Source organism: Streptomyces sp. NPDC001617 (assembly GCF_053596855.1).
Window position 1 is genome coordinate 1 of the sequence record NZ_JBSFHA010000066.1, and the last position, 20,261, is coordinate 20,261.

19 protein-coding genes and 1 rRNA gene are annotated in these 20,261 nt (G+C 69.1%); 8 read left to right on the forward strand and 12 right to left on the reverse strand.

Going from position 1 to position 20,261, the window contains the following annotated elements; all coding sequences use genetic code 11:
* Both rrf and ACWC09_RS36885 read left to right on the forward strand, forming a co-directional pair.
* Window positions 1-75: ribosomal RNA gene (rrf, locus tag ACWC09_RS36880) — 5S ribosomal RNA — on the forward strand; the annotation flags it as partial.
* A gap of 71 nt (window positions 76-146) precedes the next feature.
* Entirely contained in the window at window positions 147-698 is a 552-nt protein-coding gene (locus ACWC09_RS36885) for a GNAT family N-acetyltransferase (protein WP_450855399.1), read from the forward strand.
* A 4-nt stretch (window positions 699-702) separates the two neighbouring features.
* Here ACWC09_RS36885 and ACWC09_RS36890 read toward each other — a convergent pair whose 3' ends face one another.
* From ACWC09_RS36890 to ACWC09_RS36940, 11 genes are all read right to left on the reverse strand, one after another.
* Entirely contained in the window at window positions 703-2,175 is a 1,473-nt protein-coding gene (locus ACWC09_RS36890; protein WP_450855450.1) for a type IV secretory system conjugative DNA transfer family protein, read from the reverse strand.
* Window positions 2,176-2,190: 15 nt separating this feature from the next.
* A complete protein-coding gene (locus ACWC09_RS36895) occupies window positions 2,191-3,618 on the reverse strand; it encodes an ATP-binding protein (protein ID WP_450855400.1) in 1,428 nt (475 codons plus the stop codon).
* A 6-nt stretch (window positions 3,619-3,624) separates the two neighbouring features.
* A complete protein-coding gene (locus ACWC09_RS36900) occupies window positions 3,625-5,184 on the reverse strand; it encodes an SCO6880 family protein (protein WP_450855401.1) in 1,560 nt (519 codons plus the stop codon).
* Window positions 5,181-6,524 carry a hypothetical protein gene (locus ACWC09_RS36905; RefSeq protein ID WP_450855402.1) on the reverse strand — a complete coding sequence of 448 codons (1,344 nt, stop codon included), beginning with the start codon at window positions 6,522-6,524 and terminating at the stop codon, window positions 5,181-5,183. The genes ACWC09_RS36900 and ACWC09_RS36905 overlap by 4 nt, the downstream gene beginning before the upstream one ends.
* A complete protein-coding gene (locus ACWC09_RS36910; protein ID WP_450855403.1) occupies window positions 6,514-7,350 on the reverse strand; it encodes a hypothetical protein in 837 nt (278 codons plus the stop codon). Before ACWC09_RS36910 ends, ACWC09_RS36905 begins: the two co-directional genes overlap by 11 nt.
* A 152-nt stretch (window positions 7,351-7,502) precedes the next feature.
* A complete protein-coding gene (locus tag ACWC09_RS36915; protein ID WP_014673544.1) occupies window positions 7,503-7,811 on the reverse strand; it encodes a hypothetical protein in 309 nt (102 codons plus the stop codon).
* Between the two features lie 371 nt (window positions 7,812-8,182).
* Entirely contained in the window at window positions 8,183-9,490 is a 1,308-nt protein-coding gene (locus ACWC09_RS36920) for a S53 family peptidase (protein WP_450855404.1), read from the reverse strand.
* Between the two features lie 201 nt (window positions 9,491-9,691).
* Window positions 9,692-9,955, reverse strand: coding sequence for a hypothetical protein (locus tag ACWC09_RS36925; protein WP_450855405.1), 264 nt, complete (start codon window positions 9,953-9,955; stop codon window positions 9,692-9,694).
* Window positions 9,952-11,088: a WXG100 family type VII secretion target gene (locus tag ACWC09_RS36930; protein WP_450855406.1), complete on the reverse strand. Its 1,137-nt coding sequence runs from the start codon at window positions 11,086-11,088 to the stop codon at window positions 9,952-9,954. The genes ACWC09_RS36925 and ACWC09_RS36930 overlap by 4 nt, the downstream gene beginning before the upstream one ends.
* Window positions 11,085-11,420, reverse strand: coding sequence for a WXG100 family type VII secretion target (locus ACWC09_RS36935; RefSeq protein ID WP_450855407.1), 336 nt, complete (start codon window positions 11,418-11,420; stop codon window positions 11,085-11,087). Before ACWC09_RS36935 ends, ACWC09_RS36930 begins: the two co-directional genes overlap by 4 nt.
* A 139-nt stretch (window positions 11,421-11,559) precedes the next feature.
* The gene (locus tag ACWC09_RS36940) at window positions 11,560-12,549 is read right to left on the reverse strand and encodes a zinc-binding dehydrogenase (protein ID WP_450855408.1); all 990 of its coding nucleotides are present in this window, start codon (window positions 12,547-12,549) and stop codon (window positions 11,560-11,562) included.
* A gap of 45 nt (window positions 12,550-12,594) precedes the next feature.
* On the opposite strand from ACWC09_RS36940, the gene ACWC09_RS36945 reads away from it, so the two are divergent.
* On the forward strand, window positions 12,595-13,083 hold the full coding sequence (locus tag ACWC09_RS36945; protein WP_450855409.1) for a hypothetical protein: 489 nt from the start codon (window positions 12,595-12,597) through the stop codon (window positions 13,081-13,083).
* 102 nt (window positions 13,084-13,185) lie between these two features.
* Here ACWC09_RS36945 and ACWC09_RS36950 read toward each other — a convergent pair whose 3' ends face one another.
* Window positions 13,186-14,562 carry a S53 family peptidase gene (locus ACWC09_RS36950; protein WP_450855410.1) on the reverse strand — a complete coding sequence of 459 codons (1,377 nt, stop codon included), beginning with the start codon at window positions 14,560-14,562 and terminating at the stop codon, window positions 13,186-13,188.
* A 589-nt stretch (window positions 14,563-15,151) separates the two neighbouring features.
* On the opposite strand from ACWC09_RS36950, the gene ACWC09_RS36955 reads away from it, so the two are divergent.
* From ACWC09_RS36955 to ACWC09_RS36975, 5 genes are all read left to right on the forward strand, one after another.
* Complete coding sequence (locus ACWC09_RS36955; protein WP_450855411.1) at window positions 15,152-16,672, forward strand: lysyl oxidase family protein; 1,521 nt, start codon at window positions 15,152-15,154, stop codon at window positions 16,670-16,672.
* Between the two features lie 523 nt (window positions 16,673-17,195).
* Window positions 17,196-17,420, forward strand: a complete 225-nt coding sequence (locus tag ACWC09_RS36960) for a hypothetical protein (protein ID WP_450855412.1) — start codon at window positions 17,196-17,198, stop codon at window positions 17,418-17,420.
* A 44-nt stretch (window positions 17,421-17,464) separates the two neighbouring features.
* Window positions 17,465-18,238 (forward strand): trypsin-like peptidase domain-containing protein, encoded by a 774-nt coding sequence (locus tag ACWC09_RS36965; RefSeq protein WP_450855413.1) that lies wholly within the window; start codon window positions 17,465-17,467, stop codon window positions 18,236-18,238.
* 87 nt (window positions 18,239-18,325) lie between these two features.
* A complete protein-coding gene (locus ACWC09_RS36970; protein WP_450855414.1) occupies window positions 18,326-19,333 on the forward strand; it encodes a C40 family peptidase in 1,008 nt (335 codons plus the stop codon).
* Between the two features lie 196 nt (window positions 19,334-19,529).
* Window positions 19,530-20,234 carry a phosphatase PAP2 family protein gene (locus ACWC09_RS36975; protein WP_450855415.1) on the forward strand — a complete coding sequence of 235 codons (705 nt, stop codon included), beginning with the start codon at window positions 19,530-19,532 and terminating at the stop codon, window positions 20,232-20,234.
* Window positions 20,235-20,261 lie beyond the last annotated feature (27 nt).

The window sequence follows — 20,261 nt, forward strand, 5'->3', positions numbered from 1 at the left end:
AACCCGGAAGCTAAGCCTTACAGCGCCGATGGTACTGCAGGGGGGACCCTGTGGGAGAGTAGGACGCCGCCGAACAATCTTTGCGAAAACCCCCGTACCGTTTATTCGGTACGGGGGTTTTCTGCGTTTCGGCTACGGTGGCTGGCATGAACTACAAGGTCCGTTCCATACACGCCGACGAGTGGCCGGAGGCGAAGGCGCTCCGGCTTGTCGCCCTGCGGGATCCTGTCGCGCATCTCGCGTTTCTGGAGACCTATGAGCAGGCCGCTGCCCATCCGGACTCCTTCTGGCAGGAGCGTGCCGTCGGCGCCTGCGAGGGGGCGTTCGGTGCGCAGCAGATCATTGCCGAGGGACCGGACGGGGAGTGGGTCGGGACGCTCACCGTGTTGATGGAGGAAGCCGGGTCCACGGACTGGGCGGGATTCCCGGTCGAGCGGAAGCAAGGGCATGTCGTCGGGGTGTTCGTACGGGACGAGCACCGGGGGATCGGGCTGACCGAGGTGCTCTTCGACGCCGGCCTGGAGTGGGCCTGGGCGCAGGGTGCCGAGCGGGTGCGGCTCATCGTGCACGAGGACAACGGGCGGGCTCAGCGGCTGTACCGGAAGGTCGGGTTCGTGCCGACAGGGGCGATGGTGCCGTTGGAGCAGGCTTCCGGAGAGTCCGAGCTGGAGTTCGCCCTGGAGCGCGACGAAAGCTGACGGGCTACACCGGCAGCTCGTCGTGCGGCCAGCGGGCCCTGCCCTGTTCCCGGGAGCGGAGCAGAGCCAGGGTCGGCAGGCCTCGCTCCGTTCCCGTGGTCAGTAGCTCAGGGAGCTGGGGAAGCGGAGCCACCGCGGCGACGTCGTCGAGGACAAGCGTCAGTGGTGGGTCGAGGCGACCGGAGGATGACCGTTCGGCCATGCGCCGGCCACGCTCGACCACGCTTGAGACGAGGGCCGTCAGGAGGGGCATCGCGCCTGGGTTGGTCCTGGGGTCCTCGATGGATTCCCCCACCACATAAAGCGTGCCCCCTTCGTCGACGAAGGAATCCAAGGTGAGTGCATCGGTTCGGTTGGGTGTGCAGGCCTCGCGGATGTTGACCGTGAAGAGGGCGGCGAGGGCTCGGCTCGTCAGCTCCTGTGCCATGTCGCGGCGTTCGGGGTGGGCGGTGAGGGCGGCCTCGAGCTCGCCCGCGGAGCCGGGGGAGGCCTTGGGGTTCGTACGGAGGATGCGGACCGCGTCCTGGACCTGGCTGCCCTGGGTCCAGCGGTGGACATGACGGATGGTGCGGCCGTCGATGGCGGCCGCATGGAGGTAGGTCCGAAGGAGCGTTTCCGCTGTGTCCGCCAGGGCCTCGTCCAGTTTGGCCGTGGGGCGGATGGGAGCGAGGAGGGCCGCGGCTCTGGAGGTCGCGGTCTGTTTGTCCTCGCAGCCGGCTGTGGGGGGCCAGTGGAGGCGGGCCGGGGTGTCGCAGAGGTGGGTGGGGTCGTAGAGGAGGATCGGGCCCAGTTTGGAGCGGGCGTCCTTGGTGTCCGACCAGACGGCGGGGTTCGAGGTGACCACGAGGACGGGGCCTTCCGCGTCGCGGACGGCCTGGGTCGCGGTGGTCTGGCGGGTCGCGGGTGAGCCGTAGTGCAGGACGGACGATTCGAATCGGTCCGGTTCCGTGGGCTGCGCGAGGGTGGGCTCCGCCCGCGGTACCGGTACCTCGTGCGGTACCGGCGCCTCGTACACCTCCGTCGGCCGGGGTGTCGGCTCGGGCTCCGGCACGGTCGCCGCTGCCGTGGCCCTCTCGATGGCGGCCGCCCGCTCCACCTTGCGTCGCATCCGCTGGGCCCGCCACCGTGCGACCGTCCCCATCACGAACACGGTCAGCACGAGCAGCACCATCAGCTGGCCGATGAACAGCCCCCAGAACAGCCCGTACCCCGAGAGCTGCGCCTCCGGTGTGTTCGGCCACGCCCCCGGGATGTCGTGCGGCTGTCCGATGAGGTGTCGCATGGCGAGGGGGGTGCGGGTGAAGGTGACGCCGTCGGGCCAGGAGCCCTTGGAGAACAGGCCTGCCAGGCCCGTCGCCGACCACACCAGCAGGGTCATGCCGAGCAGGAAGGCGAGTATGCCGACCAACAGCCCGTCGGGGATGCCGCCCTGTCCCTCCCGATCGTCCCGTCGAAGCCGTCGGTCGTCCGGTCTCACCACGTCCGCCTCCCGCTACGCCACCGTCGATTCGGACGTGCCGTCGAAGTCGCTCAGGTGCTGCTCCACGAAGGCCGCCGCCCGTTCCTCCGCCTCCAGCTCGGCGGCGCGCAGGGCGTCGTCGGCCAGCTCGCGGTCGGCGGACGACTCCGTCATCGCGCGGTCGGTGAAGACCAGCGGGCGTTCCGTCTCCGTGATCAGGTGTTTGACGACCTGGACATTGCCGTTGACGTCCCAGACGGCGATGCCCGGGGTGAGGGTCGGGATGATTTCGACGGCCCACCTGGGCAGGCCCAGCACCCGGCCCGTCGCCCTCGCCTCGTCCGCCTTCTGGGCGTAGATGGTCCTCGTCGACGCCATCTTCAGGATCGCCGCCGCCTCCTTCGCCGCGGCGCCGTCGACGACGTCGCTCAGGTGGTGGACGACCGCCACGAAGGACAGACCCAGCCGTCGGCCGAACTTCAGCAGCCGCTGGAACAGCTGCGCCACGAAGGGGCTGTTGATGATGTGCCAGGCCTCCTCGACCAGGAAGATGCGCTTCTTCCGGTCGGGGCGGATCCAGGTGTGCTCCAGCCACACGCCGACGATCGCCATCAGGATCGGCATGGCGATGGAGTTGCGGTCGATGTGGGACAGGTCGAAGACGATGAGCGGCGCGTCCAGGTCGATGCCGACCGTCGTGGGGCCGTCGAACATGCCCCGCAGGTCACCGTCGACCAGACGGTCCAGCACCAGGGCCACGTCCAGCCCCCACGCCCGTACGTCCTCTATGTCGACGTTCATCGCCTCGGCCGACTCCGGCTCGGGGTGCCGTAGCTGCTCGACGATGTCGGTGAGGATCGGCTGGCGTTCGACGATCGTCTCGTTGACGAAGGCGTGCGCGACCTTGAGGGCGAAGCCGGAGCGTTCGTCCAGGCCGTGGCCCATCGCCACCTCGATGATCGTCCGGAGCAGCGCGAGCTGGCCCGTCGTCGTGATCGCCGGATCGAGGGGGTTGAGGCGGATTCCGTGGTCCAGCGCTGCCATCGGGTCGAGCCGGATGGGGGTTATCCCCAACTCCTCCGCGATCAGGTTCCATTCGCCGACCCCGTCCTCGCCCTGCGCGTCCAGGACGACCACCTGGCGGTCGCGGAAGCGGAGTTGGCGCAGGACGTACGTCTTCTCCAGCGCCGACTTGCCGTTGCCGGACTCGCCGAGGACCAGCCAGTGCGGTGCGGGCAGCTGCTGGCCGTAGAGCTGGAAGGGGTCGTAGATGTAGCCCTTGCCGGAGTAGACCTCGCGGCCGATGATCACGCCCGAGTCGCCGAGGCCCGGGGCGGCCGTGGGGAGGTAGACCGCCTGGGCCTGGCCTGTCGACGTGCGTACCGGCAGTCGGGTCGTCTCGACCTTGCCGAAGAGGAAGGACGTGAAGGCGTCGGTGAGGACGGACAGCGGGTCCCGCATCAGGTCCTACCTCCGAATGCCGGTCGCGAAGGGCAATGTGTTCACGAAGGCGCGGTGGTGCTCGCGGTCGCACCACTCCAGCTTCAGATACGACTTTCCGGCCGAGGCCCGGATGGTCCGCTTGTCGCGGGCCAGGGCCTCGGGGGAGCGGGAGGAGACCGTGATGTAGCCGACCAGGTTGACGCCGGCCGCGCCGCTCGCCAGGTCCTCGCCGCGCTGGTCGAGGCGGTTGTGGGCGGCGACGTCACGGGGGTCGACCGTGCGGTTCATCTTGGCGGCGCGGCTGGCCTCCGCCTCGTCGTTGGTCTTCTCCGTCAGCATGCGCTCGATGGCGACCTCGGTCGGTTCGAGGTCCATCGTGACGGCGACCGTGCGGATGACGTCCGGGGTGTGGACCAGCAGCGGGGCCAGGAAGTTGACGCCCACCGGGGTCATCGGCCACTCCTTCACCCAGGCCGTGGCGTGGCACCAGGGCGCGCGGGTGGAGGACTCCCGGGTCTTCGCCTGGAGGAACGTCGGCTCCATGGCGTCGAGTTCGGCCGGCCAGGCGTTGCGCTTGGTCATCGCCTGGATGTGGTCGATGGGGTGGTCGGGGTCGTACATGGAGTGGATGAGCGAGGCGAGGCGGCCCTGGCCCAGCGGCTGTCGCACACGGATGTCGGCCTCCTGGAGGCGCGAGCAGATGTCGGTCAGCTCGCGGGCCATGACGACCGCCAGCCCCGCGTCCCTGTCGACCTTGCGGCCGCTCTGCGGGCGGGCCGCGCGGGCCATGGCCTGTGCCTCGGCCGCGAGTTCGCGGGTGTAGTGCATACAGGCGACCAGGTACGCGCGGTGCTGCTCGCTGCTGGTGGAGACCATCGACTGCAGTTGGTCGTACGACGTCTGCAGCCACGGCAGTGACTTCTCGTCGCCGCGCATGGCCACGTCCTTGGCGTGGGCGTCGGGGTCGGCGGGAAGGGTGCGGGCGAGCATCTGCAGGCGGGTGACGAAGCCGTCCCCGTTGGCGACATGCTTCAGCAGGGTGCCGAAGCGGTCGACGAGGGCTTCCTGGTCCTCGGAGTCACGGAGGCCGACGCCGGGTCCCTCGATCTCGATCGCGGCGGTCACCGTGCGGCGGTCCGCGTGGAGGAGTACGGCGATCTCGTCGGGGCCGAAGGGGGCCGCGAGCCAGTTGATGCGGCCGATCCCCGGCGGCGGGCCGATCTCGACCTCACGGCCGTCGTAGCGGGTACCGGCCTCCATGACGCCGCTGCGGTACAGGGTGCCCTGTTTGAGGGTGCGCTTGTAACTGCGGTTGATCTCGAACCACTTGTAGAACGTGCGGTGCTTGTACGGCACGTAGACCGCCATCAGCGCCAGCAGAGGAAAGCCCATCAGCAGCACGATGCGCAGGGAGAGGACGGGGACCAGGAGCCCGCACATCATGCCGAGGAACGCGCCCACGATGATCAGCGCGATCTCGCCGGACTCGCGGTTGCGGCCGACGATCGCGTTCGGCCGGGCGCGGCCGATGAGATACGTACGGCGGGGCGTGATCGGATGGGACAGGTGGGACTCGGTCGTCAACGCCCTTCACCTCCCGTGCGGTTGGTACTGCTGTTGCGGGTGTTGCCGGCGTGCGGGGTGTTCACCGGGCTCGACGAACGGGGTGCGGGTGCGGCGGAGGGGACAGATCCGCCGCCGCCACCGTTCGAGGAGCGGGTGCTGTGGGCGGCGACGCCGCCGCTGACCGGGTTGGCCGGGCGGGGGCCGCCGCCCGAGGACGACTGGCCGCCGCCCCCGTTGTCGTTGGCGCGGGCGCTGTGGGTCTTGATGCCCTGCGCGACCATGGTGGCCGGGGAGCTGATGACCGCGGCGGCCTTGCCCTCGGCGCCCGCCATGATGCGGTTGTTGCGACCGCTGGCGATCTCGTCGCCGAAGCCGGGGACGAAGCGGTAGATCATCGCGCTGGCGAAGATGGCGAGCAGGATGATGGCGAGGCCGGAGACGACGGCGGAGAAGGAGTCGGGGCCGTTGTCGGAGGACAGGGCGCCTGCCAGTCCCAGCACGATGACGATGATCGGTTTGACCAGGATGACGGCGATCATGATGCCGGCCCAGCGGCGGACGTGGCCCCAGAGGTTCTTGTCGACGAGGCCGGCGTAGACGACGGTGCCGAGGAGGGCCCCGACGTACAGCAGCGCCGCTCTGATGACCAGCTCCAGCCACAGGACGCCTGCGGCGAGGATGCTCACCAGCGACACAACGATCAGCATGATCGGGCCGCCGCCGATGTCCTCACCCTTGTTGAGGGCGCCGGAGAAGGTGCCGAAGAAGGTGTCGGCCTGGTTGCCGGTGGTCTTGGCGAGGACGTCGGTCACGCCGTCGGCCGCGGAGACGACCGTGTAGAGGATCAGGGGGGTGAAGGCGGAGGCGAGGACGGTCAGCCAGAGGAAGCCGACGGCCTCGGAGATGGCGGTGGTGAGGGGCACGCCCCGCACGGCCCGCTTGGCCACCGCCAGCAGCCAGAGGAGAAGCGTGAGGATCGTCGACGCCGCGAAGACGACCGCGTACTGCTGAAGGAACTTCTCGTTGGTGAAGTCGACACCGGCGGTGTCCTTCACGGCCCCGCTGAGCTTGTTGATGGTCCAGGAGGCGGCTTCGGCGCAGCCCTTCGCCAGGGAGGAGAGGGGGTCGAGGGTGGAGGTCGGGTCGTTGCTGATGGACCCGCCGCTCTGCTTGGTGTTGCGGTCGCTCTCGCACAGGGCCCGGGCGCTTCCCGAGATGAGCCGGCAGGGGTCGCTGCTGGAGCTCGCGGACGGGGTCGGCGAGGGCGCGGCGAAGGCGCTGCTCGCCAGGAGCACGGCCGTCGTCTGTACGGCCGTCAGCGTGGCGGCGAGCTTGAGTACGCGGTGCTTACCGGGCATAGGTGAACCCTCCGTACTCCTCGACGGCCTTCGCCATCTCGTCGGCGCTGGAGGCCTTGTCGTCACCGGGGACGGGTGCCGGGCCTGTCTTCTGGGACTGCGTGACGATCTTCCAGTCGCCGCCGGTCCACTGGAGTTGGACCGTGTTGGTGAACCAGCTGTTGGTGACCGGGTTCGTCGAGTTCTCGCCCGCCAGGCCGAGGAGGCCGCTGCACCAGACCTCCACGGTCGCGCTGTCGGACGAGGACGCGGTGACCTTGGTGCCGATCGGGCTCGTACGGGACACGAAGGTGAAGCCCTGTGGGGTCGAGCCGTTCTCGTTCAGTCCGACGCTCTTGTTGAACGCCGGGGTGTAGGCGGTGTCGAGTTCCTGCTTGAAGTCCGCGAGTCTGGCGGGGGCGATGACGGTCCCCAGGATGGCGTCCCGCTTGGTCTTGTCGAACATGTCGGCCGAGCCCATGGCCACGACGTAGTTGGCTGCCGCGCTCTGCGCCCCCTGCTGGTCGTGCGCGTACCCGGTCGCGATCGCACCCGACTTGCCCGTCACGGGCTTGGTTCCGCTGGCCGCCGTGGAAGAGCTGTCGGGCTTGTCGCCCGCGCTTCCGGTCGTTGAAGAGGAGTCATCTCCTCCACGGTTCGCGAATGCGATCGCGGCGATGAGGAGGACCACGACCCCCACCACCGTGACCAGGCCTCGGGACGACGAGCGGCCGCCTCTGCGTGCGCCGCCGTACACGTCGCCGCCGCCCGCGTCGGGCAGCCGGGTGCGGGTCTGACCCGTGCCTCCGTAACCGCCGGAGCCCTCGCGCTCGTCGTCGAGACTCATGCCGCGTACGCCCTCTCCACCTCGTAGACATACGACGGTAGCCGTGCTGGAACCCGCGCGGGCGCGGTGTGGTGACTCGACATCAGGGAAACGCAACCTCAGCCGGTGGGCACGACGGGCGGGTGGGGTAGAGGGGCCGGAGAGAACGCCTGCTAGACGGCCATGCCGTACACGATGGTGAAGAGCGTGCCCAGTGAGCCGATGATGAATACGCCCGTCAGGCCGGCGATGATGAGGCCTTTGCCTTGTTCCGCGCTGAAGGTGTCGCGGAGGGCGGTCGCGCCGATGCGCTGCTTGGCCGCGCCCCAGACCGCGATGCCGAGGCAGAGCAGGATGGCGACCGCCATCACGACCTCGATCATCACCTTGGCCTCGTTGCCCAGGCTGCCGAAGGGGCCCCAGTCCGGAGCGATCCCGCCGATGATGGTGTTGATGTCTCCCTTGTCGGCCGCAAAGAGCATGTAAGTCACCGCCCCTGGTGGGTAGTTCCGCAGTTCCCCCTGCGGGTGCGCAGAGGTCAGGCTCATTCTCGCCGACAATGCCGCCGTCGTATGTCGACTTGGCGTCATTGATTGGCGGGTTTCGTACGATTGGCATGCACGGTCACTCTGTGTATCACGGCAGGTCACGCCGGGCAATGAGGCCTGAGCGGAACCAGTCGTGTGGTTCCGTCGTTGACCCCTTCTGCGACCTGGGCCGTTTCTGACGGCTGGTCGGGTGAGTGGCCGAGACGATGTTCTCACGGCGGCGGTGGGGAAAAGGAGAGCGGACCCCGGCTGCTGCCGGGGTCCGCTCGCTTTCCGGGGTCGCGTCAGTTGGCGAAGCTGTCGCGTCAGTTGGCGAAGGCCGCGATGCCTTCCGGCGTGCCCCAACCCGTCGGGCCGTCGTAGCCGGTCTCGGCGGTGCAGAAGTACGCGGTCGAGCAGGAGCCGTTGTAGCCGCTCGTCACGTCGTTGAGGGACGAGGTGCCCGCGTAGTCGTAGGGGTACTGCGCCGGGTAGGTGCCGCTGGCCGGGGTGCCGGCCAGGGCGTAGACGCCCGCGATGATGGGTGCGGAGACACTGGTGCCGCCGAAGGTGTACCAGCCGGCGGTGACGCCGTAGGAGTCGTAGACCGAGACGCCGGTGGCGGGGTCGGCGACCGCGGAGACGTCGGACTCCATGCGCTTGGTGCAGCCGGTGTCGGTCTGCCAGGACGGCTTGGCGTCGTAGGAGGAGCAGCCGGAGCCGGTGCCCTCTGTGCTGGAGGTGCGCCAGACGGACTCGGTCCAGCCGCGGGTGGTGGAGGAGGTGGACAGCTTGGTGCCGCCGACCGCCGTCACGTACTGGGAGGTCGCCGGGTACTCGGCGCCGTAGGCGCTGTCACCGGAGGAGACGGTGATGGCGACACCGGCGTGCTTGTAGTACGAGGTGTCGTACGTCGTCTGGGAAGAACTCTCCGAGCCGCCGTAGCTGTTGGAGACGAACTTGGCGCCGAGCGCGACGGCCTCGTTCTCCGCGGTGCCGAGGTTGGCGTAGCTGGCGCTGGTGGCCTCGACGAGCGTGATGTTGCACAGCGGGCAGATCGCGGAGGCCATGTCGAGGTCGAGGGAGATCTCCTCGGACCAGCCGGCGTCGGACGAGGGCAGCGAGGTCGTCGAGCCGGTCTGGCTGACCTTCTTGAAGCAGCCGTTGGCCGTGGTGCAGGCGGAGAGGCCGTAGTACGAGCGGTAGGTCGCGAGGTCCGACTCGGCGTTCGGGTCGTTGTACGCGTCCACGATCGCGATCGTCTCGCCGGAGCCGTTGGAGGCGGCGGCGGAGGTCAGGCCGTAGGCGGACCGGAGGTTGGTCGGGCTGTAGCCGGAGGGGGTGGACGCGTCGGCGGCCTTCGGGGTGATGCCGGTCTTCGCGGCCTGCATCTTCTGGAAGGCGGTGAGCCCGCCGGTGACACGGTAGGACTTGCAGGTGAGGTCGCCCTTGTGCTTGGGGGTGGCACAGGGGGTCGAGACGTAGGTCACCTTGGTGGACGCGGTGGTGGCCGCGTCGGCCTGTACGGCGGTGCCGAAGCCGGAGAGGAGGAGCGCGGCGGTGGCGGCCGCGGCGGTGCCTATGCGGCGCCAACCGCCTCTGTGAGACGGTCTGTTGGGGGTGGTGGTACGCAAGGTGCAGCCTCCTGAGAAGTGTTGAACAGGGGCAGTGCGAGTGCGTGTGGGCGGCGGCCCGCCAAGACCATCTCTTGTTGAGTACGCGACAACCAGAGCCGTCCCGGAATCCTGACTTCCGGCTTACCGAAACCGGTCTGGGCTTTTACTCAACTCACAGGTTGCTCACGGGAGTTGCACGGGGTTGGGGAGCCGAGGCGCTCAGAACAGCCAGACGCCGAACGCCGTGATCGCCAGACCGATGACCAGGAAGACACCTGTGACGAGGATGACGGGGCGCAGTTGCCTGCGGCGGCCGTCCGGGGCGAGGCCGCGCCAGGTGGTGAAGCCCGCGTACAGGCCGATGAGGGCGATCACGCAGCCGAGGACCACGGCCAGGAGGCCGAAGAACTTGGCCCAGGTGTAGGGGTGGGCCGGGTTCGGGGTCCACACGGCCGCGAGGTGGACGGCGGTCAGAGCCTTCACTTGTCGTTCTCGTTCTTCGTCAGGTCCTGGATGTCCGACTCGATGCCCGTGCCGGCGGCGTAGACACCGGTGTTGAGGGTGGTGCCCACGGTGTTCTTGAAGGAGCCGTCGGCGAGCTTCCCCTGCTCGCTGAGGTTCTCCCCGCCCAGGCTGCCGTGCTCCTCCAGGGCGTGGTTGACGCCGTGGTTCTGGGCGTTGCCGAAGGCGCCCGTGGCGGCGTTGGTGAGCGCGTCCTGGCCGATCGTCGAGGGATCCTGGCCGGCGATGAGGTCGGCGCTGAGACCGCCCGCCACATTGCCCGCCGCGCCGTTCACCGTGGTGCCGAGGAGGCCGTCACCCCGCAGGATGTCACCGACCGTCCCCTCCACCCGCCCTCCCGCCGTTCCGGCGACCGCGGTGAACGCGGCCGTACCGGCCGCGGCACGGCTGCCGGCGGTGAGGCCGTCCCCGACGGTCACCGGTTTGCCGTTGACCGCCTGGTTCGCCATCAGACTGACCGAGTCGGCGGTGAAGTTGGTGACGAAACTCTCGGCCCCCTTCTTGGCGAAGCCCGCCGTGATCCTGGCCACGGTCGTCAGTACCTTCTCCAGGGTGGCGGCCGTCTCCTCGCTGAGTTCCACGAACTTCCCGAGCAGGGCCGCCACTTTCTCGGCCGCCGAGGTGAACAGCTTGACCAGGTCGACGATCCGGGCGACCCGCGTGGCCACGGCCGTGTTGGCGACGAGGTCGGAGAGGAAACCGGTGAAGAAGGACAGCGCGGCACCGGCCACCTCCATCTCGGCGATCTCGACGCAGATGTCGATGATCTCCTCGTTGATCCCGTCGATCTCGGTGGCGTAGGCCCGCAGCCCGTCGGCCACCTGGTGGAAGTTGGCCGCGACCTGCTTGATGATCTGCCTCTGCTCCTCCCAGTGCCGCTCGAAGGCGTCCCGCGCCTCGCCGTGCCAGCCCTGCTTGTCGACGCCCGCGATCGCGATGTCGAGGGCGTGTACGAGATCGGTCAGCTCGTTGCCCATGGTGTCCCAGGAACGGGCCATCGTGCGGAGCGTGTCGCCGTTGCCGCCCGGGAGCTCCACACCGAACGCCTGGAGGATCTCCAGCACCTTGCCGTCGATCCAGCTGTTGATGCTCACGCCGGACCCGCCCCCCTCCGGGTCGCGTCCTGGAGGTAGCCGACGGCGGTCCGGTCCGAGTCCGTGTAGTTGGTCGCGTTGATACGGAGCCGGTCTCCGTCGCTCCTGAGGACATCCGGAAGGCTCCCGAGTGCCTTGACCGTGTGGTCCAGCAGCTGCTCGTACTTCTTTGCCGCGCCGTCGCAGACACCGAGCAGGCCGAACGCCTCCCCGATCTCGGACGCGCTCGCCGCGAACTCCCCGACCGGCTTGGCCAGATCCTTCGCCTCCCGGTCGAACTTGCCCGCCAGGTCCCTCAGTGTGTCGGGGTCGACACCGAACTGCCCGCTCATCCCGCTCCCCCGGTCGCGTATTCGAACGTCCGCCAGGGTTTACCGGTCGGCGGCCCGCCGGGAAGGGGCTATTACGTGCCCTAAGCACGGCCTGACAGAGACTTTGCGTCCCCTAGGCCAAGCCAATGCCCAGGAGTCCCTACGGCAACATGACCAGCTTCCCCGTCGCCCGGTCGTCCTCCATGTGCCGGTGGGCCGTGACGATGTCGTCGAGGGAGAAGACGCGGTCGACGTGGGGGCGGTGGACGCCGGTCTCGACCTCGCGGATGATCCGCTGCAGCACGTCCCTGCCCGCACTGCCCTTGACGGTGTCGCTGTGGAAGGCCGTGAGCCTGGTTCCGGTGGGGATCATCGCGATCGGTTCGAAGTCGCGGATCAGCCAGCCGCTGAGGGAGCCCGAGACGCAGACCGTCCCGCCGCGGCGGACCAGGTGCAGCGAGTCCACGGCCGTGCGCGCGCCCACGAGGTCCAGGACGTGGTCCGGGCCCTCGGGCCAGACGGCGTGCAGGTGCTCGGCCAAGGGGCCGCCGTCGTCGAGGAGTACGTGGTCCACGCCGGCCGCGGTCAGTGCGTCGGCCTTGTCCCGGCGCCGGGTTGTGGCCGCGGTTTCCCACCCGTATCCGGAGGCGATCGACGCGGCCGCCATCCCCACCGAGGAGGTTCCGCCGCGGATCAGCAGCCGGCCCTTGCCGCCCGGTGCGATGCCGAGCGCGTCGAGTGAACCCTGCGCGGTCAGGTAGGTCTCCGGCAGGGCGGCCAGGACGTCCCAGGGGAGGGTGGTGGTGACCGGCATCAGGAGGGAGTTGGGGAGCAGCGCGTACTCGGCGTAGCCGCCGTCGAACTCCCGGCCCATCTCCCCCATCACCGCCGCGACGGTCGTCCCCTCGGGCAGCTGCGGGTCGGTCGAGTCGGCCACGACTCCCACGCATTCGATCCCCAGCACGCGAGGGAACGTCACGCTCGGGGAATGCCCCTGCCGGGTCCGCAGCTCCGACCGGTTCAGCCCCGCGCCCTTCACCCGCACCAGACTCCAGCCCTCCCGGACCGCCGGCACCGGCACCTCCCGGACCTCCAACACCTCCGGGCCACCCGCCCGGACACAGACCGCCGCTCGCATGGTCGTAGACATCTCATGAGGGTAGGTGTCCGGGGGCGGCCTGTAACCATGGCGTCCATGCGGCGAGTGGTGATCCTGGGGCGCGGCGGTTCGGGCAAGTCGACGTTCGCGGCCAGGCTCGGCTCGGACACCGGGCTCCCGGTCATCGAGTTGGACCAGCACTTCTGGCGACCGGGACCTGAGGCGACACCCCCCGACCGGTGGGCCGCCGTGCAGGCCGAACTCGCCCGCGGCGAGGTCTGGATCATGGAGGGCGACCTCGGGCCCCACGACGTCCCCGAGGTCCGGCTCCGAGCGGCCGACACCGTCATCCTGCTCGACTTCCCTTTCTGGCGCTGCGCCTGGCGGGCGGTCCGGCGTTCTCGGCAGCGCGCCGACTTCTGGCGGTGGGTGTGGGGTTGTCGGCGCCGGAGTCGGCCGCTGCTCCTCGCGGCGATCACCGCCCATGCCGGTGGCGCGGAGCTGTACGTGATCCGGAGTCCCCGTGCGGTGAGACGCTTTCTGGCCCGGCGCAACGGGAAAACGGGCCGCGGCCGGCTGCCGTGACCCGTTTCCCTTTTCATGCCGCCGAGGAGACCCCACGTCCTCCTCATTCAGGGCGGCTCCCCGTGACCCGACGGGGAGGTCGTGCGCTGTCTGCCGGTTGGCTCAGCCGGCCGTGAAGGCGTCCAGGCCCTCCGGGGTGCCCCAGCCGGTCGGGCCGTCGTAGCCCGACTTCGCGGTGCAGAAGTACGACGTGGAGCAGGTGCCGTTGCTGCCGCTGGTGACGTCGTTCAGGGCCGAGGTGCCGGCCGCGGCGTAGGGGTAGGAGGCCGGGTAGTCGCTGCTGCCCGGGGTGCCGGCGAGGGCGTAGACCGAGGCGATCAGCGGGGACGAGGCGCTGGTGCCGCCGTAGGTGTTCCAGCCGGTGCCGTCGTCGCCGTAGGAGTCGTACACCGAGACGCCGGTCGCCGGGTCGGCCACCGCCGAGACGTCGGAGATCATGCGCTTGGTGCAGCCCGTGTCGGTCTGCCAGGACGGCTTGGCGTCGTAGGAGGAGCAGCCGGAGCCGGTGCCCTCGGTGGAGCTGGTGTTCCAGACGGACTCCGTCCAGCCGCGGCTGTTGGAGGACGTGGAGAGCTTGGTGCCGCCGACCGCGGTGACGTAGCGGGAGGCCGCCGGGTACTCGGCGCCGTAGCCCTCGTCGCCCGCGCTCGCGGTGATGGCGACGCCCGCGTGCTTGTAGTACGAGCTGTCGTACGTCGTGTCGGAGGAGGACTCCGAGCCGCCGTAGGAGTTGGAGACGAACTTGGCGCCCAGCTTCACGGCCTCGTTCACCGCGGTGCCCAGGTTGGCGTCGGACGCCGACTTGGCCTCGACGAGGAGGATGTTGCAGTTCGGGCAGGTCGCGCTGACCATGTCGAGGTCGAGCGAGATCTCGCCGGCCCAGCCGCTGTCGGCGGAGGGAAGGGAGCTCGTGGAGCCGGTCTGGGAGACCTTGGTGAAGCAGCCGTTGTCGGTCGTGCAGTCCGAGAGGCCGTAGTACGAGCGGTAAGTGGCCAGGTCCGCCTCGGCGTTCGGGTCGTCGTACGCGTCGACGATGGCGACCGTCTCGTCGGAGCCGTCGGAGGAGGCCGCGTCGGTCAGGCCGTACGCCGACTGGATGTCCGACGGGCCGTAGCCGGTGGGGGAGTCGGTGGAGGCGTTCGGCTTGATGGTCTTCGGGGCGATGCCCTTCAGGGCCGCCTGCTTCTCCATGTAGGCCGTGGTTCCGCCGGTGACGCGCAGGGCGTTACAGGCGGCGTAGCCCTTCTTCGGGGTGGCGCCACAGGCTGCCTTCTCGTACCGCACATGGGCCTTGGCGACCTGCGCGGCGACGGTCTTGGCGCTCACCTTGTGCGCACCGGCGTCCGTGGCGGTCGCCGCGTTCGCGTGTACGGCGGTGCCGAGACCGGCGAACACGAGCGCGGCGGTGGCGGCGGCGGCCGAGCCGACCTTCCGCCATCTGCCGGATATGTGGGGGGAGTTGGGGGTGGACGTACGCAACGTACAGCCTCCTGAGTGAGGTTTGCAGAGGCCTGCGAGTGGGGGGTCCACCGGTGAGGTTGCCGGTGGGGGCGGCGGCCCGCGAACGACGATGGCTTGTTGAGTACGTGACAAACAAGAGCGCTTCGGAATACTGACTTCCGCATTACTGAAGTGGGGTTGGGGGATTGCAGGTCGATGGAGGGGGGATGGGTGCGGGATGGGGGTGGCTTGACTTCGGCCACAGAGAAAGCACAGCTTGACGCGCGTTGATCGAGTGCGGGTACCGAGCCCTGTCGGCGCCTCTTGTACAGCGCCGTGAGTCCGAGATCGCGCCCTGTGTACATGGTGGCGAGCGCTCACCGCCCAGGGAACGATCCGTCGGCGTAGAAGCCGCACCCGTCTCCGCGCTTTCTCCGGCATGGCCGAGTGGCATGCGGTCGTCGACCACCGAGTCGACAGCGGCAACGAGCCGACTTTCAGGGCGACTTTCGGTTGCCAGGCAACCTGAATCGACTTCTCACCCTTTTCACAGATGACACACAAGCACCTCCTTCCGTGCCTGCAAGACATGCGCGAAACGTCCCGACCAGACGCAGAAAGAGCACCTATGACCACACATCACCCCAATGCCTTACGGCGTTCGGCGATCATCACCGCTGCCGCCCTCACCGTCGGCGCCGCCGGAACCCTCGCCGCGCCCGGCGCGGGAGCGGCGACACCGGCGGGCACGCCGAAGCTCGGACTGATCGCCGCCTCCCCCGCGGTGACGGTCGACCGATGGGACGGCGAGCCGGGGGTCTACCTGGACCTCGGCACCTACGTCACGGTCGACGGGGGACCGCTCGAGTTGCGGGTGACACGCAAGTCCTACAACGACCCCGTCATCGCGTCGCAGCTGATCCGCTCCGGCGGCCGAACGCTGACCAAGACCCTGCCGAAGGGCCTGGTGAAGGACTTCTCGGGCCTGCCGGACTTCCTCAAGGTCAGCATCAGCGACGCGTCGGGCGCGAAGGTGGCCGACACCACGCAGTCGTTCTGCCCGAACAACCGGGCGGGCCGGATCCGGCCGGACGCCCCGGCCACCTCGAAATACCCCGGCAGCTGCTCCGACAACCCCTTCGCGCTCGGCGCGGTGTGGGGCGTCGAGAAGGGCTGGGCGGCAGCCACGTCCCAGGGCTTCCGCGGGGACAACCCGATCGATCTGCCGGCCGGTGTCTACACCGCGAAGGTGTCGGTGGCGAAGAAGTACCGCGACCTGTTCGGAATGCCGGACAAAACCCAGACCATCAAGGTGACGGTCCGCCAGCAGGACTCCGGCGGGGGCCAGGGCCTGGCCGGCGTCAAGCACGGGCAGAAGAACGCGTCGAAGAGCCCGAAGCCGGCCGCCGAGCGCCCGGTCGGCAGGGCGGCCGTCCCCGCCGATGTGCCCAAGCCCGACCTGCGTGCCCTCCCCGCGTACGGCATCGCGATCACCAACGGGGACGAGGGTGGAGAGGGTGCCGTCGCAGGCAAGGACTACCTCGCCTTCAGCGCCACCGTCTGGAACGGCGGCCCCTCGCCACTGGTCGTGGACGGGTTCCGCAAGCCCGGTGCGGAGAAGATGGACGCGTACCAGTACTTCTACGACGCCAAGGGCAAGCAGGTCGGGTACACACCCACCGGCACCATGGAGTGGGACCCGCGGGACGGCCACCAGCACTGGCACTTCAGCGACTTCGCCAGCTACCGGCTGCTCGGCGCGGACAAGAAGGAGATCGTCCGCAGCGGCAAAGAGGCGTTCTGCCTGGCCAACACCGACGCCATCGACTACACGGTGAAGAACGCCAACTGGCACCCATACAGCACCGACCTCGCCACCGCCTGCGGTGAGGAGACCGCGGTCTCGGTGCGCGAGGTGCTCGACGTCGGCAACGGCGACACCTACAGCCAGTACCGGCCCGGTCAGTCCTTCGACGTCACGGACCTGCCGAACGGCACCTACTACATCCAGGTCATCGCCAACCCCGACAACCGGCTCAAGGAGCAGAGCACGGCCAACAACGTCACGTACCGCAAGGTCGTCATCGGCGGCACGCCGGGGGCCCGCACGGTGACCGTGCCCAAGTACGGCCTCATCGACGCTCCCTGATCACCTGGCGGGCGGGGGCAGGCGCCTCCGCCCGCTCACCGGCACGGTGAACCAACCTGGCTTGGCCCCCGTCCCACCCAGCCCGCAGTACCCGCCCGGGTTCTTGGTGTCCGAAAGGTACTGCTGGTGGTAGCACTCGGCCGCGTGGATGTCGCACTCCCTGAGGGGAGGATCTCCGTGCCTCTGCGATCTGCAAGAGGCCGAGGCCGCCGTCACCGAAGCCGGGTACGGCGCCGCCCGAGCGGCGGGTCAGGAAGCCGGCACCCGTGTGCGTGGAGCCGGACCCGGAGGCGGCGGAGGAGATCGCACAGTACGGTGGATTCGACGCCGAGCGGGATGTCGGACCCCCAGCGACCCCGCTCACACAGCGAGCGAGGCCGAGGGACGGAGGCAGCGAGCCATGTCCGTGTCGCCCAAGACCCCCGTGTATCCACGGCCTCGGCCGGGAAATCCGCGTGATGTCGCCGAGAAGTCCGAGGCCGCGACAGGTCGGCGGGTGCAGATCGTGGGAGGAGTGCTCGTGATGTCCCCGACTCCGCCTGGGAAGCCCGCGGGTGTGGTGAGGCGGCTGCGACGGCAACTCGACAGGGTCATGCCCGATGGGCTGGACAAGATGTCCCTTGCCGATCCCGAGGACAGCGCCCTCGCCGTCGCCATCGAGATCGACACGGACGGGTTTCCGGTCTACGACGTCTCTCCTCGCGGCCCCCGTGCGCAGAAGGGCCCGTTCACGGAGATATCTAAGTGAACGGCAGACCTTTTTCTCACCTTCGTCGGACAGGGTGGGGTCCGATGAAGCGCACCTCACGCATCAGCAGACGTGTCTACAGTCCTCTGTGCGCGGCCGTGGTCCTGCTCGTGCCGGCCGTGACCTCGGCCTCGCTCGCGGCCGCCGACGACGGGCCCGGGCCGTTCGCCGTCAGTGCCGTCGCGGTGGCGGGCAGGGAGACCGCGAGAGTCGGGGCCCTCTTCGGGGCCGACCGCGCCTCCTCCCTCAAGGGCGGGCACTTCTGTACCGCCTCCGTCGTGCACAGCCCCCACCGGAACCTCGTCGTCACCGCCGCGCACTGCCTGGACGGGGACGGGAACCTCGTCTTCGTACCCGGATACCGGGGCGGGGAGGCGCCGTACGGGGTGTGGACCGTGAAGAAGCGGTTCCTGCCGGACGGGTGGACCAAGGGGCAGGCCGAGGACAGCGACGTCGCCTTCGCCGCCCTGGCGGAGAGGGACGGGAAGGGGGTCGAGGACGTGGTGGGGGGCAATCGGTTCGTCGCCGGTACGACCACCGGGGCCACCGCCGTCACGGTCATCGGGTATCCCAACACCCGTGAGGTGCCGGTCAGTTGCACCAACAAGCCGACCGCGCACAGCAGAACCCAGCAGCGCATCGACTGTCCCGCCCTGAGCGGCGGGACCAGCGGCAGCCCCTGGGTGAACGGGGACCACCAGGTCGTCGGGGTGCTCGGCGGGCACGAGGAGGGCGGGGCGACCGACGACATCTCGTACAGCGTGGTCCTGGGGACCGAGGCCGCCGAGCTGTACCGGGACGCGGCCACCGATCCCTGACCGGTTTTCGTCTCTATGTGATCACTCCGGAACACGGCACCCGCCCCTACACTGACCTGGGCACGACTCCTGGGCGGCGAGGGGCGGTTGACGGTGCGTAAGGCGTGGATCATCGCGACCGTTGCCGTCGGTTCTGCCCTGTCGTTCGTGATGCTGCTCGTGGTCGGCGTGTACGTCGTCGCCGGGAACCTGGTCAACGGGGTCGGCGGGGGGACCAAGGCGCTGGCCAAGGGATCGGTGCCGGCCGCCTATTCGGCCATCGTGGCGAAGTGGGGCAACCTCTGCTCCGCCCTCAATCCCGCGCTGCTCGCCGCCCAGCTCTATCAGGAGAGCGGGTTCAACCCGAACGCGAAGAGCGGGGCCGCGGCCGAGGGGATAGCTCAGTTCATCCCGGGGACCTGGGCCACGCACGGGATCGACGGAAACGGCGACGGCGTCAAGAACGTGTGGGACCCGCAGGACGCCATTCCGTCCGCCGCGTCCTACGACTGTCAACTCGCCTCGTACGTGAAGGACGTACCCGGGAATCTGACCGAAAACATGCTCGCCTCGTACAACGCCGGAGCCTACGCGGTGATCAAGTACGGGGGCGTGCCGCCGTACAAGGAGACGCGGAACTACGTCAAGACGATCACCACGCTGGAGGAGAGCTTCGCGGCGCCCGTGTCGCGGGTGGATCCGAGTGAGCAGGCCGCGGGCGCCATCGGCTACGCGCAGAAGAAGCTGGGCACGCCCTATCTCTGGGGCGGGAACGGCACGGCCGCCGACGGCGGGCGTTTCGACTGCTCGGGGCTGACCAAGGCCGCGTACGAGAGCGTCGGCGTGACGCTGCCGCGGGTCGCGAACGACCAGTACAACGCGGGGGCGCATCCCCAGCGCGACGAGCTGCTGCCAGGGGATCTGGTGTTCTTCTCCGACGACCTCACCGACTCGCGGGCCATCCGGCATGTGGGGATTTACGTCGGCGGCGGATACATGATCGACGCACCGCGGACGGGGGCCGTGATCCGGTTCGACCCGATCGACACCCCGGACTACTTCGGGGCGACGCGGGTGACCGAAGATGGCGCGAAAGCGTTGCCCACCACGGTGTGAACCGAGCGTGAAACCACCCCCTGAGCTGCGACTATGGGTCTCTCTTCGATAACGTCTGCGTGATCATTCGGTGGAGTGTGGAACGTAGTAACGGGGACCGTGCGTTCCTGTTCTCGGAGGCATCTGCAACCACGGGGGTGGGTAAGCGGGGCGCACGTGTGTGCGCCCGGAGAGACGACGAAGGGGCCGCAGCACGATGGCTGGACTCGCCGAATCCGGGTCGAACCCCGACGTCGACCTGCTCTACGACATCAATGGCCTGGCCAAGGACGCGCCGCACTGGTTCGACCGGGGCATGGAGTTCGTCGGTGAGTACGGGCTGCTGATCGCCATGGTGCTGCTCGTGGTGTGGTGTTGGTGGTCCGTGCGGCGGCGGGGCGGCGAGGATGCCGCGCCGTCCGTGGCCGCGCTGGTGTGGACGCCGCTGGCCGCGGGGATCGCGGTGCTGGTGAATGTTCCGATACGGGGGTTCGTCGAGCGTCCTCGGCCCTTTCTCGATCACCAGGGGCTCGATGTCCTGATCTCCGGGAAGACCGACTACTCGTTCGTGAGCGACCACGCGACGATCACCATGGCCATGGGGGTCGGGCTGTTCGTCGCCAACCGGAGGTTCGGGGCCGCCGGGATCGGGTTGGCGCTGCTGGAGGGGTTCTGCCGGGTGTACATGGGTGTGCACTACCCGACGGACGTGGTCGGGGGGTTCGCGCTCGGCACGGCTGTCGCCTTGTTGTTGTCTCCGGTTGCGATGGCTTTGTTGACGCCCTTGATGAAGGCGGTCGAGGGGTCCTCGTGGGGTGCTTGGGTCGTGCGGGCTCGGGGACGGGCTGCTGTGGGTGACGGTGCGGTGATTCCCGGAGCCCGTGAGGGAGTTGAGTCGGAGGAGCGGGACCTGGCCGCGTAGGCGCTCCGCTGGAAGGGCGGAGTTGAA

Bases quoted from the DNA above. Each gene is read 5' to 3' on its own strand.
- ACWC09_RS36885 (WP_450855399.1), top strand. From the start codon at position 147: ATGAACTACAAGGTCCGTTCCATACACGCCGACGAGTGGCCGGAGGCG.
- ACWC09_RS36895 (WP_450855400.1), bottom strand. From the start codon at position 3,618: ATGCGGGACCCGCTGTCCGTCCTCACCGACGCCTTCACGTCCTTCCTC.
- ACWC09_RS36905 (WP_450855402.1), bottom strand. From the start codon at position 6,524: ATGCCCGGTAAGCACCGCGTACTCAAGCTCGCCGCCACGCTGACGGCC.
- ACWC09_RS36910 (WP_450855403.1), bottom strand. From the start codon at position 7,350: ATGAGTCTCGACGACGAGCGCGAGGGCTCCGGCGGTTACGGAGGCACG.
- ACWC09_RS36915 (WP_014673544.1), bottom strand. From the start codon at position 7,811: ATGCTCTTTGCGGCCGACAAGGGAGACATCAACACCATCATCGGCGGG.
- ACWC09_RS36935 (WP_450855407.1), bottom strand. From the start codon at position 11,420: ATGAGCGGGCAGTTCGGTGTCGACCCCGACACACTGAGGGACCTGGCG.
- ACWC09_RS36940 (WP_450855408.1), bottom strand. From the start codon at position 12,549: ATGTCTACGACCATGCGAGCGGCGGTCTGTGTCCGGGCGGGTGGCCCG.
- ACWC09_RS36945 (WP_450855409.1), top strand. From the start codon at position 12,595: ATGCGGCGAGTGGTGATCCTGGGGCGCGGCGGTTCGGGCAAGTCGACG.
- ACWC09_RS36955 (WP_450855411.1), top strand. From the start codon at position 15,152: ATGACCACACATCACCCCAATGCCTTACGGCGTTCGGCGATCATCACC.
- ACWC09_RS36960 (WP_450855412.1), top strand. From the start codon at position 17,196: ATGTCCCCGACTCCGCCTGGGAAGCCCGCGGGTGTGGTGAGGCGGCTG.
- ACWC09_RS36965 (WP_450855413.1), top strand. From the start codon at position 17,465: ATGAAGCGCACCTCACGCATCAGCAGACGTGTCTACAGTCCTCTGTGC.
- ACWC09_RS36975 (WP_450855415.1), top strand. From the start codon at position 19,530: ATGGCTGGACTCGCCGAATCCGGGTCGAACCCCGACGTCGACCTGCTC.